This is a genomic window from Lentzea sp. NPDC058436 (assembly GCF_042721515.1).
Lineage (GTDB): Bacteria > Actinomycetota > Actinomycetes > Mycobacteriales > Pseudonocardiaceae > Lentzea.
Window position 1 is genome coordinate 379,476 of record NZ_JBHXLF010000004.1, and the last position, 16,890, is coordinate 396,365.

Genomic DNA, 16,890 nt, shown 5'->3' on the forward strand with positions numbered 1-16,890 from the left:
GGGCGGTCAGCGCACCGGCTGGGCCGTCGCGGGCGTTGCTGGCGCGACACGACTTCGTTGGGTGAGCACGACGCAGACGAGCACGACGGCCGCGGTGGCGAGGGCGGGCCAGCCGACAGGTTCGCCCAGCACCAATGCCGACCACAGGAGGGTGAGGACCGGCTGGGCCAGCTGGATCTGGCCGATCTTGGCCACGCCGCCCGCGGCCAGGCCCGCGTACCAGGCGAAGAAGCCCAGGAACATCGAGATCAGTGCCACGTAGGCGAAACTGAGCCACACGACGCCGTCGGCGCGGGAGAAGTCGGCTGTGTACAAGGAGATCGGGATCGTCACGGGCAGCGAGACGACCAGTGCCCAGCAGACGGTCCTGGCGCCGCCCAGTTCGCGGGAGAGCGCGCCTCCCTCGGCGTAGCCCAGGCCGCACAGGACGACGGCGACGAGCAGGTAGAGGTCGGCAAGGCCCAGTGAGCCGGAGAAGCCGCCGCCGGTGGCCACGAAGGCCAGCACGGCGAGCAGGCCCGCGCCGCTGGAGAGCCAGAACGCGAGGGGCGGGCGTTCGCCGGCGCGCAGAACGGCCCAGATCGCCGTGGACATGGGCAGCACGGCGATCACGACGGCGCCGTGGGCCGAGGTCTGCGTGGTGAGGGCCAGGGACGTGAAGAGCGGGAAGCCGATCACGATGCCGACCGCGACGACGACCAGGCGGCGCACCTGTGTCACCGTCGGACGCGGTGCACGCGATAACGCGAGGTAGGCGATCGCCAGGACACCGGCGACCAGCGCGCGGCCGAACGCGACGAACCACGGGTCCAGACCTGCCACCGCCAGGCGGGTCGCGGGCAGGGAGAAGCTGAATCCCAGCACGCCCAGCGCGCCGAGTGTTACCCCCGCCGGCACGATAACGTTACTCTTGGCTCTCATGAATGAGGATAACGCAGCCGTCCGCGTTATCGAGGACCTGAGAGCAGCGGCACGTGCCGGCCGCGCCGGTGACCGCATGCCCTCGGTGCGCGACCTGATGGCGCGGCACCGGGCCTCGCCCGCGACGGTCCAGCAGGCCATCCAGCGCGTGGCCGCCGAAGGGCTGGTCGAGGTGCGGCCCGGCAGGGGCAGCTTCGTCGCCGCGCGCACGGCGACGCCGAGCCACGACCTGTCGTGGCAGGCCGTCGCGCTCGGCGAGGGCAGGCCCGGCGAGGACCTCGTGGCCAACCTGGTCGCGGTGCCGAAACCCGAGGCGATCCCGCTGACCAGCGGTTACCTCGACCCCGGCCTGCAACCCACCGACGCGCTCGGCGCCGCGCTCAGCCGGGCGGCGCGCCGGCCCTCCTCGTGGGGGCGCGTGCCGGTCGAGGGCAGGGAGGAGCTGCGCGCGTGGTTCGCGAAGGAGGCCGGCGGCGAGCTCAGGGCCGGTGACATCACGGTGTGCGCGGGCGCCCAGGAGGCGCTCGCGACGGTGTTCCGCGGGCTCGGTGGCCAGGGCGACGCGGTGCTGGTCGAGTCGCCCACCTACCTGGGTGCGATCGCGGCGGCCCGCGACGCCGGGCTCAAGGTCGTTCCCGTGCCCGCGGACCAGGACGGTGTGCGGCCGGACCTGCTCCAGGCCGCGTTCGAGCGGACCGGCGCGAAGGTCTTCTACTGCCAGCCGTTGCACGCGAACCCGCACGGCGCCGTGCTGTCCGACGAGCGTCGCACCGAGGTCATGCGGATCGTCCGCCGCGTCGGCGCGTTCCTGGTCGAGGACGACTGGGCGCGCGGCTTCACGATCGACGGCACCGCGCCGCCGACGCTGGTCTCGCAGGACACCGACGGCCACGTCGTCTACGTCCGCTCGCTCACCAAGGTCGCCGCGCCCGGACTGCGCGTCGCCGCGATCGGTGCCCGCGGACCTGCGGGCACGCGCCTCAAGAACACGCGTTCCCGCCAGGACCTGTACGTCGCCGGGCCGTTGCAGGAGGCGGCGATCGACCTCGTGACGTCCCCCGTCTGGCGCCGGCACCTGCGCGCGCTCCAGCAGGCCCTGCGGTCGAGGCGGGACGCGTTGGCGCGGGCGGTCGGCGAGCACCTGCCGGAGTTCGAGGTCGCTCGCTCGTCGGGCGGCCTGCACCTGTGGGCGACGTTGCCGGAGGGTGTGGACGACCTGGAGCTGACGACGGCGGCCGCGGCGCGGGACGTCGTGGTGTTCCCCGGACGGCCGTGGTTCGCCGCTGAACCACCGGGCAGCTTTCTTCGTTTGACCTACGGCGGCGCACCGGAGCACGTGCTCGCCGAGGGGGTCCGGCGGCTGGCCGAGGCCATGTCCACCGTGCGTCGGTGACCGCTTCGGGTGAATTGCATCGTTCGTTAACTTGACTCAATCCAGAAAAGACGGCAGGGTGGCCTTCGTGCCCACGGCTTCCGATTTCGAGCGCATGTTGCGTGGAGCGTCGCTCCGGGTGACGGCTCCGCGGATGGCAGTGCTGTCCGCGGTGCACTCCCACCCGCACGCCGACACGGACTCGATCATCGGTGTCGTGCGTCAGAACCTCGGCGCTGTCTCCCACCAGGCCGTGTACGACGTGCTCCGTGCACTGACCGGAGCCGGCCTGCTGCGGAAGATCGAGCCCCAGGGCTCGGTCGCCCGCTACGAGGCGCGCGTCGGGGACAACCACCACCACGTCGTGTGCAGATCCTGCGGTGCCATCGCCGACGTCGACTGCGCGGTCGGCCACGCGCCCTGCCTGGACGCATCCGACGACCACGGGTTCGTCATCGACGAGGCCGAGGTCATCTACTGGGGCTCCTGCCCCGAGTGCACGACCGCCGCGAAAAGTTCCTGAACACCCGGAAGGATTCCCGTGTCCGACAGCACTGACGCCAAGCTGGCCGACCTGAACGTGGAGGAGGCCGGGGGCTGCCCGGTCGCGCACGGCCGGCGCAGCCACCCCAGCGAGGGCGGCAGCAACCGTGACTGGTGGCCCAAACAGCTCAACCTCCGGATCCTGCGCAAGCACCCCGTCCAGGCGGACCCGTTCGGCGGTGGCCTCGACTACGCCCAGGAGTTCCTGACCGTCGACCTCGACGAGCTGGCGCGCGACGTCGACGCGGTGCTCACCGAGTCGAAGGACTGGTGGCCGGCGGACTTCGGGCACTACGGCCCGTTCATGATCCGCATGGCGTGGCACAGCGCGGGCACCTACCGCACCCACGACGGCCGCGGTGGCGCCGGCGCGGGCATGCAGCGCTTCGCGCCGCTCAACAGCTGGCCGGACAACGGCAACCTCGACAAGGCCCGCCGTCTGCTGTGGCCGGTCAAGAAGAAGTGGGGCAAGAAGGTCTCCTGGGCCGACCTCATGATCTTCACGGGCAACCGCGCGCTGGAGACCATGGGCTTCGACACCTTCGGCTTCGCCGGCGGCCGCACGGACGTGTGGGAGCCGGACGAGGACGTCTACTGGGGCCCGGAGACCGAGTGGCTCGGCGGCGACACCCGCTACAGCGGTGAGCGCGACCTGGAGTCGCCCCTCGCGGCCGTCCAGATGGGTCTGATCTACGTCAACCCGGAGGGCCCCAACGGCAACCCTGACCCGCTGGCCTCCGCCCGCGACATCCGCGAGACGTTCGGACGCATGGGCATGAACGACGAGGAGACCGTCGCGCTCATCGCCGGCGGCCACACCTTCGGCAAGGCGCACGGCGCGGGCGACCCGTCGCTCGTCGGCGCCGAGCCCGAGGGCTCGCTGATCGACGCGCAGGGCTTCGGCTGGATCAGCACGCACGGCACCGGCAAGGGCCGCGACGCCATCACCTCCGGCCTGGAGGTGACCTGGACGCAGCAGCCCACCAAGTGGACGAACCTGTTCTTCAAGAACCTGTTCGCGTTCGACTGGGAGCTCACCAAGTCCCCGGCCGGCGCGCACCAGTGGAAGCCGAAGGACGGCGCGGGCGCCAACTCCGTGCCCGACCCCGAGGACGGCACGCTCAACCGCACGCCGGAGATGCTGACGACCGACCTGGCGCTGCGCTTCGACCCGGTCTACGAGCCGATCTCGCGCAAGTTCGCCGAGGACCACCAGGCGTTCTCCGACGCGTTCTCCCGCGCGTGGTTCAAGCTGACGCACCGCGACATGGGCCCGATCCAGCGCTACCTCGGCCCGCAGGTGCCGCAGGAGGAGCTGATCTGGCAGGACCGCCTGCCGGTGCGCGACCACGAGCTCGTCTCCGCCGACGACGTCGCGTCGCTGAAGGCGAAGATCCTCGAGTCCGGCCTCTCGGTCTCGCAGCTCGTCAAGACCGCGTGGGCCTCGGCCGCGTCGTTCCGCCAGAGCGACAAGCGCGGCGGCGCCAACGGCGCGCGCATCCGCCTGGAGCCGCAGCGCGGCTGGGACGTCAACGAGCCCGACCAGCTCGCCCAGGTGCTGCGTGTGCTGGAGGGCGTGCAGGAGGCGTTCAACAGCTCCGCGACCGGCGGCAAGAAGGTCTCGCTGGCCGATGTGATCGTCCTCGGCGGTGCCGCGGCGATCGAGCAGGCCGCCAAGGCCGCGGGCCACGACGCCGAGGTGCCGTTCCTCGCGGGCCGCACCGACGCCACCCAGGAGCAGACCGACGCCGAGTCGTTCGCCGTCCTGGAGCCCACCGTCGACGGCTTCCGCAACTACGGCGGCAAGGCCACCCCGCTGCCGTCGGAGTACCTGCTGATCGACAAGGCCAACCTCCTCGGCCTCTCCGCACCGGAGCTGACCGTGCTGGTCGGCGGCCTGCGCGTGCTGGGCGCCAACCACGGCGGCTCGACGGCGGGCGTGCTGACGGCCAAGCCGGAGACGCTGACCAACGACTTCTTCGTCAACCTCCTCGACATGGAGACGGAGTGGAAGTCGGTCACCGACGACGAGGAGAACTTCGAGGGCCGCGACCGCGCCACCGGTGCCGTCCGCTGGACCGCCACCCGCAACGACCTGGTGTTCGGCTCGAACTCCGAGCTGCGCGCCGTCGCCGAGGTCTACGCGAGTGACGACGCCGCCTCGAAGTTCGTCACGGACTTCGTGTCCGCGTGGAACAAGGTCATGAACGCGGACCGGTACGACGTCTGAGACTGACAGACGCTTTCCCGGCACCCCAGGCCACTCCCCCGGCCTGGGGTGCCTTCGTCTGCAGGGGGTTCTGGTCAGCGGTTGGCGCGCGGTAAGACGGCGGTCGCCTCCGGGTCGCCCTTCTTGCGCTGGCGCAGGCGGGTCGTCACGAAGAAGGCCACGGCGAGAACCACGGCGGCGATGACGAGCTTTTGGAAGATGCCCGCGTAGGACTCGACTCGGTGCCAGTTCTCGCCCAGCAGGTAGCCCGCGCTCACGAAGACCGTGTTCCAGATCAGGCTGCCCAGAGTGGTGAGGATCAGGAACTTCGGGAAGTTCATGCGTTCCACGCCTGCCGGCAGGGAGATGAAGCTGCGGAACAACGGCACCATTCTGCCGAAGAACACCGCTTTGGTGCCGTGGCGGGTGAACCAGGCTTCCGTTTTGTCGAAGTCGGTCACGCGGACCAGCGGAATGCGGGCGACCAGGGCGCGGGTGCGGTCGCGGCCCAGGAGCATGCCCGCGAGGTAGACGACGACTGCGCCGGCGACGGAGCCCAGGGTGGTCCAGAACAGGGCCGCGGGCAGGCTGAACACGCCTTTGCTCGCGGAGAAGCCTGCCAGGGGCAGCACCAGTTCGCTCGGGATCGGCGGGAACAGGTTGTCGAGGCCCACGACCACGGCGGCGCCCACGCCTCCCAGTGACTCCATCAGTGAGACGGCCCATTCAGCCAGCATTTTGCGATTTCCCCTCGGAACGACGGATTGGTCGGGGTCCACGTTAGGAATGGGGAGCAGGGCGGACCATGAGGTTGTCCGTCAATAACCTTGGGGGAAACCGCAGGGCAAAGTTGAGGGAAACCGCAGGGCGATACTGCGGTAAACCGCAATGCCGGGGATCGGGTGGGTCGGTACGGTGGCGAATGTGCATCAGGAGGGGCAGCTCAGTGCGGGTTCGCTGGTGCGGGGCTGGTTCCGGATGCTCCTCGGGCTCACGATCGGGTCCGTGACGGGGCTGGTGGGGCTCGCCGCCGCGGCGGCCGGTGTGGGTGTGGTCCGGCTGACCGAGTACGAGCTGGGCCGGATCACGCGGTTCGACCGGGCCGTGCACACGAATCCGCTGACGCGCAAGGGATGCCGCCGTTACCTCGCGGTGCGGTGGCTGGTCGGCGGGCTCGGCGCGGGCGTGATCTGGATGCTCGCGTTCTGGTACGTCGTCGCGATCTCGATGGTGACGGCGTGGCTGTTCGACGGCGACTGGGGGCTGATCAAGGACGGGGACCGGGTGACCCTGGGGCTGATCGCGCTGGTGGCGATCCCCGGGGTGCTGGTCATTTTCGTGACGACGGCCGGGGTGGCCGGGGTGGCGGCGCTCGACCGGTGGCTCACCACCGAGATGCTCGGGACGAGCCAGCAGACGTTGCTGCGGCAGAGGGTCGCCGAGCTCACCAGCACGCGGGCCGAGGTGATCGAGGCGATCGACGACGAACGTCGGCGCATCGAGCGCGACCTGCACGACGGCGTGCAGCAGCGGCTCGTCGCGCTCGGGATGCTGATCGGCAGGGCGCGGCGGGCGAAGGGCGAGGAGCAGTTGCAGGAGCTGCTGCGACAGGCGGGCGACACGGCGGGTGAGGCCATCGACGAGTTGCGCGAGGTCGCGACCAGGGTCTACCCCGCGGTGCTCGACGACTCGGGGCTGGACGCGGCGCTGGAGGTGCTGGCCGAGCGGTCGAGCGTGCGCGTCGAGATCAGCAACGAGCTCAAGGCGTCGCCGGGGGCTGCGCTGGAGACGGTGATCTACTTCGTGGCGTCCGAGGCGGTCAACAACGCGGCCAAGCACGCTGATCCGTCGGTGGTCGAGATCTCCGTGTGGCCGGACCCGAAGGGCATCACGGTCATGGTGTGGGACGACGGCATCGGCGGCGCGGATCCCGCCGGCACCGGGCTGTCCGGGCTGGGGAGGAGGGTCAAGGCGGTGGACGGGGAGTTCGAGGTGACCAGCCCCGACGGCGGTCCCACCACGATCTACGCGAGGGTGCCGTGCGAGTGATCCTGGCCGAGGACTCGACGCTGCTGCGCGAGGGGCTGATCCGGTTGCTCGCCGAGGAGGGCCACGACGTCGTGGCCGCCGTCGGCACCGCGCCGGAGTTGATCAAGGCCACCGGGGAACACCTGCCGGACATAGTGGTCACCGACGTCCGGATGCCGCCGGACCACAAGGACGACGGGATGCGCGCTGCGCTGGAGATCCGCGAGCGGTGGCCGGAGGTCAGCGTGCTCGTGCTCTCCCAGTACGTCGAGAACCGCTACGCCACCGAGCTGATCACCAGCACCGGCGGCAAGGTCGGCTACCTGCTCAAGGACAGGGTGGCGCAGGTCGACGAGTTCCTGGAGGCGCTCGACAGGGTCGCGGCGGGCGGCGCGGCGTTCGACCCGGAGGTCGTGCGCAGGCTGCTGACCAGGACGACCCACGTCGACCCGCTCGAAACGCTGACGGCGCGGGAGAAGGACGTGCTGGAACTGATGGCGCAGGGCCTCACGAACACGCGCATCGCCGAGTCCCTGCACATCTCGCAGAGCGCCGCGGAGAAGCACATCAACGCGATCTTCGACAAGCTCGGCCTCGCCGGCTCGACGGGCCTGAGCCGGCGGGTCATGGCCGTCGTCCGCTACCTGGGCAGCTGATGGAGGCCCTGCTCAGCACTCCGGGCACCCACCTGGCGCGCGGCACGTTCAACGACGCCGTGGTGCTGCCGGGGAAGTGGGTCGCGCGGTTCCCCCGCAGAGACCTGGCCGACGCACGCCGCCGCGCGCGGGCGCTCGTCCACATCGCGCGGCTGGACCTGCCGTTCGCCGTGCCGGAGGTCGTCGAGGACCGGCTGGACCTGCCGCTCGGCCAGGCGCACGTCATCGTCTCCTACCTGCCCGGCGAGCAGGCGGAGACCGCGAGCGACGAGGCCGTGCGCGACGTGCTCGACGCGCTGGCGGCTCAGCGGCCGAGCCCTGAACTCGTTGCCCTGCTGGACGAACCGCTGCACCACGCCGGCGGCGAGCGCACCGCGGAGGCGATCACCGAACTCGTGTTCCCGCTGCTCGACGCCGACGAACGCGCGCAGGCTTCCGAAGTCCTGCAACGGTTCGCCGCCCTGCCGGAGGTGACGGGCTTCGTGCACGGCGACCTGGCGCCGGTGAACCTCCGCTGGCACAACGGAAAGATCAGCGGAGTCATCGACTGGGACTTCGCCTGCCTCGGCGATCCCGCTCTCGACGCGGCCGCGTTCGCGAACTACGGCTGGCCTCTGGTCCACCGGGTCCGGCCCGCCCTCTACGAACGAGCGCTGACGCACGCGGCGATGTTCCCGCTGACCGGCGCGGTGTCCGCGCTCCGGCAGGACGGCGACCCGGCGAGGTTCCTGGCCTGGTTCCGCCGCCGCTGCGCACTCCGCGAACACCCGCCGCTCGGCTAGGACCACGAGGGTTCCCCGCGCACGCCGGAACTGGTTGGGTCGAGGGGTGAGGACCTGGGTGGTCGTGCTCGCCGTAGCGCTGGTCGCGGGATGCACCGCACCGGCGAACCGCGACGTTCCCCAAGCCACGAGCAGTTCGGCGGAACCGCTCAAGGATCCGCGGCAGAAGTCAGGTCCGAGCACCGCGAAGGTCAGCGACGTCGAGCCGATCACCGGCGAGGCGGCCCCGAAGCTGCCCACGACGGTCACCGACGCGCAGAACACCCAGGTCACGGTCGCGAGTGCCGACCGGATCCTCGCCGTCGACAGGCACGGCACGCTCGCCGCGACAGTGCACGGGCTGGGCCTGGGACAGCGCATGGTCGGCAGAGACGCCTCCGCGGGCCTTCCTCTCGTCACGACCAACGGCCACGAACTCGACCTCCAGACGGTCACCGCCCTGCGCCCCACCGTCGTGCTCACCGACACCACGCTCGGCCCGCAGGACGTGGTGCAACGGCTCAGGGACAGCGGCATCCCGGTCGTCGTCACGGATTCACGGCGTGCCCTCAACAACGTCGGCACGCTGATCCAGCAGGTCGCCGACGCACTCGGCGTGCCGGGCGAAGGCGAGAAACTCGCTCACCGCACCACGGTCGAGGTCCAGAAGGCGCAGATCACGGCCCAGCGCCTGGCGGACGGCGCAGAGCTGCGGATCGTGTTCCTCCACCTGCGCGAAGGCGTGCACCAGGTGCTCGGCGAGGGCACCGGCGCGGACGAGCTGATCACCGGGGTCGGCGGGGTCGACGTGGCCACCGAGGCAGGGTTGCGGGGCGCCGTGCCGATCAGCCCGGAGGCGGTAGCGGGGGCGGACGTGATCCTGGTGATGTCGCAGGGGCTCGCGGCAGTGGGCGGGGTCGACGGCCTCCTGGGCGTGCCGGGGGTCGCCGCCACGCCCGCCGGGCAGAAGCGCAGGGTCGTCGACGTGGACGACCACCGGGTGCTGAGCTTCGGGCCGCTGACGGGTGCCGTGATCAACGGAGTGGCCGGTGCGCTGTACCTGTGACCGTTCGTCCTGCTCAACGCTGTCGTACGGGCCCGCGTCGGCGGACTTCACCCGGACGGAGGACCTGATCTCTATGATGGGTGCGTGCCCCTGAGTCGCCCACCTGTCGCGTTACTCGCTGCGCTCACACTGGTCAGTGCGGTCACAGCGTGCACCAACGCGGCGGTCGGCGACCCGATCGGGGTAGCGGTCGAGTCGCAGAAGCCCACGTCGTCGACGAAGAAGGCGCCCCCGGCGGCACCGCCCAGGAACAAGATCGCCCTCGGCGTGGAGAACGGCAGGCAGAGCGGCGGAACGGTGATCGCGGGCGCCGCGGACGCGCCGTACAACTACGCGCCCGCCGTCATGGTCGACAACGGCCGCGTGCGCGCCTGGTGGTGCAGCCAGCTGAGCGCGGCACCGCCCGGCGGCGACGACATCCTCTACAGCGACGGGCCTTCCGTCGGCGGACCGTACTCGACGGCGGTGCCGGTGTTCTCCGGCAGCGGCACCAGCTTCGACGCGATGCACACGTGCGACCCGTCGGTGATCAAGATCAGCGACACCTACTACATGTATTACACGGGTGCCGCGCGCGACAACCACGCGAACGGCAGCTCGGTCGGCGTCGCGTCCAGCAAGGACGGCATCACCTGGAAGCGGGAGAACGGCGGCCAGTCGCTGCTGGGCCCCGCCAACGACAACATCCGCGAGAACACCTACGGCGCCGGCCAGCAGTCGGCCGTCTACCTCGACGGCTGGGTGTACCTGATGTTCACGGACACCACCGGCCTCGCCTCGCACCAGAACGGCGCGGGCCAGTACGTGCTGCGGTCGACGGATCCGACGTTCGCGCAGGGAGTCCAGGCGCTCGGCACGCAGGGCTTCAAACCGGTGACGTCGAACAACAGCCCGCGCACGCGGTCGGTGGTCGAGGCGTTCAGCGCGGACTGGATGTGGATCGAGGCGGTGGGCTCGTTCGCCATCGCCCACGAGACCGACGACGGCACCACGATCACGTTCTGGAACAAGGACTTCACCCGCCACCCGTTCGAGCCCGTGGTGATTCCCGGTCCGTGGAAGGAGGGTCCCGGCCTGCTGCGCTCGCCGGCCGGCCACGCGCTGGTCGACGCCAAGGATCCCTGCGGACGCGTGGCGATCGACGTGCTGAGGGGCACCGTCGAGGGCCCGGCGGGACCGACGGACATCGCCCACTTCGGCATCGACGCGGTCGGCCTCAAGGGGTGCGCCACGGCGGCGGAGGCCAGGGCGCTCAACGGTTTCGCGGTGCCGTCACCGGAACGCACGCTCGACGTCGTCGTGGGCGGCAACGTGATGCGCTTCGAACGCCGTTCGGTGGCGGAGAAGTTCGCGCGAGGTGTCCTCGGCACCCGGCCGCAGGGCGTAGACGGGCTCAAGCTCGCGGTCTCCGTCCCGGCCGGCGCTCCCGCCGTGACCGGCCCCGACAACCAGGTCGGGCTGCTGCTCGACGGCAGGCTGTGGGTGGTCGGGTCCCCCGAGGTCGCGACGCTGAACTCGTCCCCGATCACGCAGGTGACCGCGGAGCAGTGGGCCAAGTACGAGCGCCTGCCGGATCTCTCCCGGCGCTGACCGGCTACGTTCTCCCCGACGCCGAATCGGACACGGGGGACCGAATGGTGACTTCGACGAAGCTGCGGCCGGGCGAGTTAGCCGACAGCGTCGTGCCTCTGCCGGACGAGCCGCCACACGAGCTCACGTGGCTGGGCAACGCGGTCGCGTTCGTCGCCTCGGTGGCGTTCCTGCTGCTCGTTCCTGCCGGCTGGGCCAGGCTCGACCACCTGTGGGCCGAGGACGGCGCCCGGTTCCTTCTCGACGCGCTGACCTCCCCCGCGCTGCCGAACCTGACCGACCCCTACGGCGGCTACCTGCACGCACTGCCGCGCCTGGTCGCCGAACTCGTCGTGTTGTTGCCGGTCGAGCAGGCGGCGGCGGGCTTCGCCATCGGCGCCGCGGTGCTGCGCGCGCTCGTCGCGTTGATCACGTTCTCGGCCTCGAAGGCGTATCTGAAGTCGGCGCCGATGCGGTTCGCTCTCGCGGCGCTCGTCATCGTGCTGCCCGCGGGCAACTCCGAGACGTTGAACAACGTGACGAACCTGCACTGGTTCCTGCTCTACGGCACCTTCTGGGCGTTGTTGTGGCGCAACGCCCCGCGCGTTCCGGTCGCGTTGTTCGTGGTCCTCTCCGCGCTGACCAGTCCGCTGATCTTCCTCCTGGCCCCCATCGCGCTCGTGCGGCTCTTCCAGCCGCGCAGGGAGGTGCCGATCGCGTTCCTCGCCGCGCTGGTCGTACAGGGCCTGACGATGGTGTTCACGTCCAGGACGCCGTACTCGCACGACGAGGTCGACCCGGTGCAGGTGCTGCTGGCGAGCCTGCTCCGGGTGCCGGTGGTGGCGTTCACGGGCTCGGAGCGGGTCAGCGACTTCTACCCGTCGAGCGGCAACCTGGTGATCCTCGCCGCGGTGCTGGTCGCCGCCGTCCCGATCGCGGCGGGCCTGCGGTTCGGTGACCGGGCCGGCCGGGCGCTCGCGCTGGTGGCCGGCGCGTACAGCGTGGCCCTCATCGTCGCGTGCCTCGCGCTGAACTGGGCGCAGATCCTGCAGGTGCAGGCACCGGACGTCGTGATGGCCGCACAGCGCTACAGCATCGCGCCGTGCCTGTTCCTGTTCACCGCGATCTTCGTCGGCCTCGACGCGACACCGGAGCGGACCTGGGAACGCGCGGTGGTCGCGGGAAGCCGGTACCTGGTCGGGATGCTGGTGGTGGTCAGCGTCTTCGCCCACATGCGGGAGCCGAGCACGGTGCTGACCGGCGTTCCGTGGGACGAGAGCGTGGCCAACGCCCGTGCGGAATGCGCTGCGGGCAAAGAGAACGCACGGCTGGAACACGCGCCGGAGGACTGGTTCTTCCTCATTCCGTGCGACGCGTTGCGCTGACCTCCGAGACCGTGACGAAGTCGCGGAACGACCGGGCGGGCCTGCCCGTCACGTCCTGGACGGTCGTGGTGACCCGGTCCTCCGCTCCCCCGCGGATGTCCTCGTCGAGCGCGGCCAGGACGACGGCGAACTCGCGCGGCAGCACGGCGGCCATGCGTTCGGCCAACTCCGCGGTGCCGACGGAACGGTGCCGGACGGGCTTCCCGGTGACCTCGGTGATGATCGCCGCGGCGTCCGCGTAGCTGAGCGCCTCCGGACCGGTGATCAGGTGATCGGTGTTGTGCGGCAACGGATCCGTCAACGCACGGGCGGCCACCGCGGCGATGTCGGCGGCGTCCACGAACCCGACCCGGCCGTCTCCCGTGGCGGTGACGATCTCGCCCTCGCGGACACCGGCCGCGACGAGGTGGTCGCCGGTGAAGTTCTGCATGAACCACGACGGCCGCAGCACCGCCCATTCGGGCATCGCGCGCACGAGCGCCGGGAGAGCGCCCATCCCCGTGGCGCTCTCCGGCACCGCGGACGAGCTGAGCAACACCACTCGCCGCACGAGCCGCGCCCTGGCGAGCAGCGACTCGACCACCGGTGCGGGGTCGACGACGCCGACCGGGGGGATCAGGTAGACACCATCTATCCCTTCCAGCGCGCCGTCAAACGTCTCGGGCGCGTCCCAGTCGAAACGGACCTGGCCGGGACGCGCCGGCTTCCTGGTGCCGACGCGGGCGTCGGGCAACAGCGACGCGAGCCGGCTGCCGGTCGTGCCGGTGCCGCCGATGATCAACGTGGTCATGCGAGCTCCTGTGCCAGCAGCGGGTTCCAGTAGTCGCGGTAGCTCACGATCTCGCCGTCGCGGGTCGTGATCACGGCGATGTACGAGGCGCGGTAAGGCTTTCCGGACGCGACCACGACACCTTCGGCGTCGAACTCGGCGATCAGCACGTCCGGGTCGGTGCTCCGGTGCACGACCTGCTTCGGAAAGCCCTGGATGTCGAGCATCTTCGGGTAGTCGCGCAGGTAGTCCTCGATCGCGGCACGGCCGTCGAGGCGGGCGGGCCAGCCGGGCGGCGCGAACGGGAACTCCATCACGCCGTCGACGGCCCACAGGCCGGCGAAGCCGATCATGTCCTTGTCCAGCAGCAGTTGCAGCGCCCTCGGGATGAGGTCCACGGAATCCTCCAACAGAAATGGACGAGACGGTATCGTCCCGTCCAACTTAGGCGGAACGGTACCGTCTCGTCCAGTCCTATGATGTGCGCCATGACCAAGCGCACCCCGACCGGCGCCGCCGTCCTGCAGCCCCAGGTGACGCAGGCGATCACCGACGCCGTGTTCGACGAGCTCGCCCAGAACGGCTACGGCCGGCTGTCGATGGAGGCCGTCGCCAAGCGCGCGGAGGTCGGCAAGAGCGCGCTCTACCGGCGGTGGCCGTCCAAGCAGGACATGGTGGTCGCGGCGCTGTCGGAGTTCTCCGTGCCGCTGGCAGAGGTCCCGGACACCGGGTCGTTGCGCGGTGACCTGCTGGCCACCGTCACGGCCGTGCACGACTGGCTGACGCACCCCCGGTTCGCGACGATCCTGCCCGACCTCACCGCCGAGGCCGTCCGCAACCCCGCGCTGTCCGACGCGATCGCGGCGACGATCGGCGAACCCCGGCGGGCGCTCGGCGCCACGACGCTGCGGCGCGCGGTGGCACGCGGTGAGCTACCCGCCGATCTCGACTTCGAGATCGCCCTGGACCTGGTCGCGGCACCGGTCTACTGGCGGCTGTCGGTGCGGCGTGCCGAGGTCGAGCCCGACTACCTCGAACGGCTCGTCGACCACCTGATGCGCGCGCTTCAGTGCTGATAGCTGGGGTAGTCGACGTACCCGTTGGGCGCCCCGAACCACGTCTCGCGGTCGGTGCTGACGAGCGGCAGGCCCAGCCGGAAGCGCTCGACCAGGTCGGGGTTGCCGAGGTACGCGCGGCCGTAGCTGATCAGGTCGGCGCCGTTCGCGAGCCAGCGCTGTCCCTGTTCGAGAGTGCCCTCGTCCGGGCCGATCTGGCCGCCGGGGTTGAGGATGAACGCGCTGGGCCACGCCTTGCGCAGGTCCATCAGCACCTCGTCGTCCGCGGTGACCATGACGTGGACGTAGGCCATGTCCGGCAACGCCTTCAGCAGCTCGCCGTAGAGCACGGGCACGTTCTCCTCGACGATGCCCTGGATCTGCCCGCCGGGTGAGAGCCGGATGCCGACGCGGTCGCCCCCGATGGCGTCCGCGGCCGCCTCGACCGACTCGACGGCGAACCGGATCCGGCCGGCGACCGAGCCGCCGTAACCGTCGGTGCGCTCGTTCGCGCTGGAGGACAGGAACTGCTGGATCAGGTACCCGTTCGCGCCGTGCAGCTCGACCCCGTCGAACCCGGCGGCGACGGCCCGCCGTGCCGCGTCGGCGAACGCCTGGACCTGGTCGCCGACCTCGGCCGTCGTCAGGGCCCTCGGCACCGGCGCGGGCTGCATGCCGGCGGGCGTAAAGACCTGGGCGTCGGCCGCGATCGCCGACGGGCCGACGGGGTGGTGGCCCGCGACCTCGACGTGACCGATGCGGCCGCCGTGCATGAGCTGGGCGAAGATGCGGCCGCCGTTGGCGTGCACGGCGTCGGTGACCACGCGCCAGGCCTCGACCTGCGCGTCGGTGTGCAGGCCGGGCATCGCCGGACCGGCCTGGCCGACCGCGGCGGGGTGCACGCCCTCGGTGACGATGAGCCCGGCGGTGGCGCGTTGGGCGTAGTAGGTGGCCGTCTCCGCCGTCGGTGCGCCGTCAACGGCCCGTGAGCGGGTCATCGGCGCCATGACGAGGCGGTTCGGCAGGGTCAGGTTTCCGAGGCGGTAGCTCGTGAGCAGCATGAGAGCTAGGCTAGAAACCTGACACTAACGTCAGAGGTAGCTTTTGTGGCGGAGGTCTCAATGCGCATCGGCGAGCTGGCGGAACGCACGGGCGTGAGCGTGCGCGCGTTGCGCTACTACGAGGAGCAGGGCCTTCTCACAGCTCAACGCAGCGGCAGCGGGCAACGCCACTACGAGGGCAACGCCATCGGCAGGGTGCGGCTCATCCAGCAGCTCTACGCGGCCGGGATCTCCAGCGCGGCGATCCTGGAGATGCTGCCGTGCGTGGTCACGGGCGTGGCGGCGCCACAGGTCATGGACAAGCTGGTAGGGCACCGGTCGTCGGTGGTGAAGCAGATAGAGGAGCTGCAGGAGACGCTCCTGCAGCTCGACAACGTGATCGCGAACGCCACGGAGGCCTACGCGACCGGGAAGCCGTGCCCGCCCGCCTGAGCGGGCACGGCGTGGCACTCAGATCGTGGCGGTGTCGATCACGAACCGGTACCGCACGTCGCTCGACAGCACGCGCTCGTAGGCGGTGTTGATCTCGTCGGCGTTGATCAGCTCGATCTCCGCGCCCAGTCCGTGCTCGGCGCAGAAGTCCAGCATCTCCTGGGTCTCGGCGATGCCGCCGATCATCGAGCCGGCGAACGTCTTGCGGCCGCCGAGCAGGCCGAACACGTTGATCGAGACGGGCTCCTCCGGCGCGCCGACGTTCACCAGTGCGCCGTCGGTCTTGAGCAGGCCCAGGTAGGAGGTGAACTCCAGGGGCGCGGACACCGTGGACACGATCACGTCGAACGTGCCCGCGAGCTCGGTGAACGTGGCCGGGTCGCTCGTGGCGCGGTAGTCACGGGCGCCGAGCTTGAGCCCGTCGTCCTTCTTGCGCAGCGACTGCGACAGCACGGTCACGTCGGCGCCGAGCGCGGCCGCGATCTTGACGCCCATGTGGCCGAGGCCGCCCAGGCCGACGACGGCGACCTTCTTGCCGGGCCCGGCACCCCAGTGCTTGAGCGGCGAGTACAGCGTGATGCCGGCGCACAGCAGCGGCGCGGCCACGTCCAGCGGGAGCGCGTCCGGGATGCGCACGACGTAGTTCTCGTCGACCACGATCTGGCGCGAGTAGCCGCCGTAGGTGACGTCGCCGCGGCGGTCGATGCCGTTGTAGGTCATGGTGTTGCCGTTCGAGCAGTACTGCTCCAGCCCGCGCAGGCAGTAGTCGCACTCGCGGCACGAGTCGACCATGCAGCCGACGCCGACCCGGTCGCCGACGGCGTGCCGGGTGACCTCGGAGCCGACCTCGACGACCACACCGGCGATCTCGTGGCCCGGCACCATCGGGAAGATGGCCTCGCCCCAGCCCTCGTTGACCTGGTGGATGTCGGAGTGGCAGATGCCGGCGAACTTGATGTCGATCAGAACGTCGTGCGCGCCGACCGCGCGACGCTCGATGGTGGTGCGCTCCAGCGGTGCCTTGGGTGCGGGAGCGGCGTAGGCAGCGACGGTGCTCATCAGG

Annotated in this window: 17 protein-coding genes; 11 read left to right on the forward strand and 6 right to left on the reverse strand. The window is 70.7% G+C overall.

Features of this window, described 5'->3' with window-relative positions:
* Window positions 1-6: 6 nt before the first annotated feature.
* A complete protein-coding gene (locus ACFWN2_RS20480; RefSeq protein ID WP_382429414.1) occupies window positions 7-897 on the reverse strand; it encodes a DMT family transporter in 891 nt (296 codons plus the stop codon).
* Window positions 898-919: 22 nt separating this feature from the next.
* On the opposite strand from ACFWN2_RS20480, the gene ACFWN2_RS20485 reads away from it, so the two are divergent.
* The 3 genes from ACFWN2_RS20485 (at window position 920) to katG (ending at window position 5,066) form a co-directional block, all read left to right on the forward strand.
* A complete protein-coding gene (locus ACFWN2_RS20485; RefSeq protein ID WP_382429416.1) occupies window positions 920-2,314 on the forward strand; it encodes a PLP-dependent aminotransferase family protein in 1,395 nt (464 codons plus the stop codon).
* Window positions 2,315-2,381: 67 nt separating this feature from the next.
* A complete protein-coding gene (locus tag ACFWN2_RS20490; protein ID WP_382429418.1) occupies window positions 2,382-2,816 on the forward strand; it encodes a Fur family transcriptional regulator in 435 nt (144 codons plus the stop codon).
* A gap of 18 nt (window positions 2,817-2,834) precedes the next feature.
* A complete protein-coding gene (gene katG / locus ACFWN2_RS20495; RefSeq protein ID WP_382429420.1) occupies window positions 2,835-5,066 on the forward strand; it encodes a catalase/peroxidase HPI in 2,232 nt (743 codons plus the stop codon).
* 74 nt (window positions 5,067-5,140) lie between these two features.
* Here katG and ACFWN2_RS20500 read toward each other — a convergent pair whose 3' ends face one another.
* On the reverse strand, window positions 5,141-5,782 hold the full coding sequence (locus tag ACFWN2_RS20500) for a DedA family protein (protein ID WP_382429422.1): 642 nt from the start codon (window positions 5,780-5,782) through the stop codon (window positions 5,141-5,143).
* Window positions 5,783-5,969: 187 nt separating this feature from the next.
* On the opposite strand from ACFWN2_RS20500, the gene ACFWN2_RS20505 reads away from it, so the two are divergent.
* The 6 genes from ACFWN2_RS20505 to ACFWN2_RS20530 all read left to right on the forward strand — a co-directional run bounded on the left by ACFWN2_RS20505 (window position 5,970) and on the right by ACFWN2_RS20530 (window position 12,510).
* Complete coding sequence (locus tag ACFWN2_RS20505) at window positions 5,970-7,094, forward strand: sensor histidine kinase (RefSeq protein WP_382429424.1); 1,125 nt, start codon at window positions 5,970-5,972, stop codon at window positions 7,092-7,094.
* Window positions 7,085-7,729 carry a response regulator gene (locus ACFWN2_RS20510; protein WP_382429426.1) on the forward strand — a complete coding sequence of 215 codons (645 nt, stop codon included), beginning with the start codon at window positions 7,085-7,087 and terminating at the stop codon, window positions 7,727-7,729. The genes ACFWN2_RS20505 and ACFWN2_RS20510 overlap by 10 nt, the downstream gene beginning before the upstream one ends.
* Entirely contained in the window at window positions 7,729-8,511 is a 783-nt protein-coding gene (locus tag ACFWN2_RS20515; protein WP_382429428.1) for a phosphotransferase, read from the forward strand. Before ACFWN2_RS20510 ends, ACFWN2_RS20515 begins: the two co-directional genes overlap by 1 nt.
* Window positions 8,512-8,557: 46 nt before the next feature.
* Window positions 8,558-9,556, forward strand: coding sequence for a hemin ABC transporter substrate-binding protein (locus tag ACFWN2_RS20520; protein WP_382429430.1), 999 nt, complete (start codon window positions 8,558-8,560; stop codon window positions 9,554-9,556).
* 84 nt (window positions 9,557-9,640) lie between these two features.
* A complete protein-coding gene (locus ACFWN2_RS20525) occupies window positions 9,641-11,146 on the forward strand; it encodes a beta-xylosidase (RefSeq protein ID WP_382429432.1) in 1,506 nt (501 codons plus the stop codon).
* A gap of 44 nt (window positions 11,147-11,190) precedes the next feature.
* Complete coding sequence (locus tag ACFWN2_RS20530; RefSeq protein ID WP_382429434.1) at window positions 11,191-12,510, forward strand: hypothetical protein; 1,320 nt, start codon at window positions 11,191-11,193, stop codon at window positions 12,508-12,510.
* On the opposite strand, the gene ACFWN2_RS20535 is transcribed toward ACFWN2_RS20530, so the two are convergent.
* Window positions 12,485-13,300 carry an ergot alkaloid biosynthesis protein gene (locus tag ACFWN2_RS20535; RefSeq protein WP_382429436.1) on the reverse strand — a complete coding sequence of 272 codons (816 nt, stop codon included), beginning with the start codon at window positions 13,298-13,300 and terminating at the stop codon, window positions 12,485-12,487. The genes ACFWN2_RS20530 and ACFWN2_RS20535 overlap by 26 nt on opposite strands.
* Window positions 13,297-13,677, reverse strand: a complete 381-nt coding sequence (locus ACFWN2_RS20540; RefSeq protein WP_382429438.1) for a nuclear transport factor 2 family protein — start codon at window positions 13,675-13,677, stop codon at window positions 13,297-13,299. The genes ACFWN2_RS20535 and ACFWN2_RS20540 overlap by 4 nt, the downstream gene beginning before the upstream one ends.
* A 90-nt stretch (window positions 13,678-13,767) precedes the next feature.
* Here ACFWN2_RS20540 and ACFWN2_RS20545 point away from each other — a divergent pair, with 90 nt between their 5' ends.
* Window positions 13,768-14,355: a TetR/AcrR family transcriptional regulator gene (locus tag ACFWN2_RS20545; RefSeq protein WP_382429440.1), complete on the forward strand. Its 588-nt coding sequence runs from the start codon at window positions 13,768-13,770 to the stop codon at window positions 14,353-14,355.
* Here ACFWN2_RS20545 and ACFWN2_RS20550 read toward each other — a convergent pair.
* The gene (locus ACFWN2_RS20550) at window positions 14,346-15,395 is read right to left on the reverse strand and encodes an alkene reductase (protein ID WP_382429442.1); all 1,050 of its coding nucleotides are present in this window, start codon (window positions 15,393-15,395) and stop codon (window positions 14,346-14,348) included. The two genes, ACFWN2_RS20545 and ACFWN2_RS20550, sit on opposite strands and share 10 nt — an antisense overlap.
* A gap of 45 nt (window positions 15,396-15,440) precedes the next feature.
* Here ACFWN2_RS20550 and ACFWN2_RS20555 point away from each other — a divergent pair, with 45 nt between their 5' ends.
* Window positions 15,441-15,827, forward strand: a complete 387-nt coding sequence (locus ACFWN2_RS20555; RefSeq protein WP_382429443.1) for a MerR family transcriptional regulator — start codon at window positions 15,441-15,443, stop codon at window positions 15,825-15,827.
* Between the two features lie 18 nt (window positions 15,828-15,845).
* Here the strand turns inward: ACFWN2_RS20555 and ACFWN2_RS20560 are convergent, their stop codons facing one another.
* On the reverse strand, window positions 15,846-16,886 hold the full coding sequence (locus ACFWN2_RS20560) for an NAD(P)-dependent alcohol dehydrogenase (protein WP_382429445.1): 1,041 nt from the start codon (window positions 16,884-16,886) through the stop codon (window positions 15,846-15,848).
* Window positions 16,887-16,890: the final 4 nt, after the last annotated feature.

What these genes read in the sequence shown, in the direction of transcription:
- ACFWN2_RS20530 (WP_382429434.1), top strand. Translation starts at nt 11,191, where the DNA reads ATGGTGACTTCGACGAAGCTGCGGCCGGGCGAGTTAGCCGACAGCGTC.
- ACFWN2_RS20560 (WP_382429445.1), bottom strand. Translation starts at nt 16,886, where the DNA reads ATGAGCACCGTCGCTGCCTACGCCGCTCCCGCACCCAAGGCACCGCTG.
- ACFWN2_RS20485 (WP_382429416.1), top strand. Translation starts at nt 920, where the DNA reads ATGAATGAGGATAACGCAGCCGTCCGCGTTATCGAGGACCTGAGAGCA.
- ACFWN2_RS20500 (WP_382429422.1), bottom strand. Translation starts at nt 5,782, where the DNA reads ATGCTGGCTGAATGGGCCGTCTCACTGATGGAGTCACTGGGAGGCGTG.
- ACFWN2_RS20515 (WP_382429428.1), top strand. Translation starts at nt 7,729, where the DNA reads ATGGAGGCCCTGCTCAGCACTCCGGGCACCCACCTGGCGCGCGGCACG.
- ACFWN2_RS20535 (WP_382429436.1), bottom strand. Translation starts at nt 13,300, where the DNA reads ATGACCACGTTGATCATCGGCGGCACCGGCACGACCGGCAGCCGGCTC.
- ACFWN2_RS20550 (WP_382429442.1), bottom strand. Translation starts at nt 15,395, where the DNA reads ATGCTGCTCACGAGCTACCGCCTCGGAAACCTGACCCTGCCGAACCGC.
- ACFWN2_RS20545 (WP_382429440.1), top strand. Translation starts at nt 13,768, where the DNA reads ATGACCAAGCGCACCCCGACCGGCGCCGCCGTCCTGCAGCCCCAGGTG.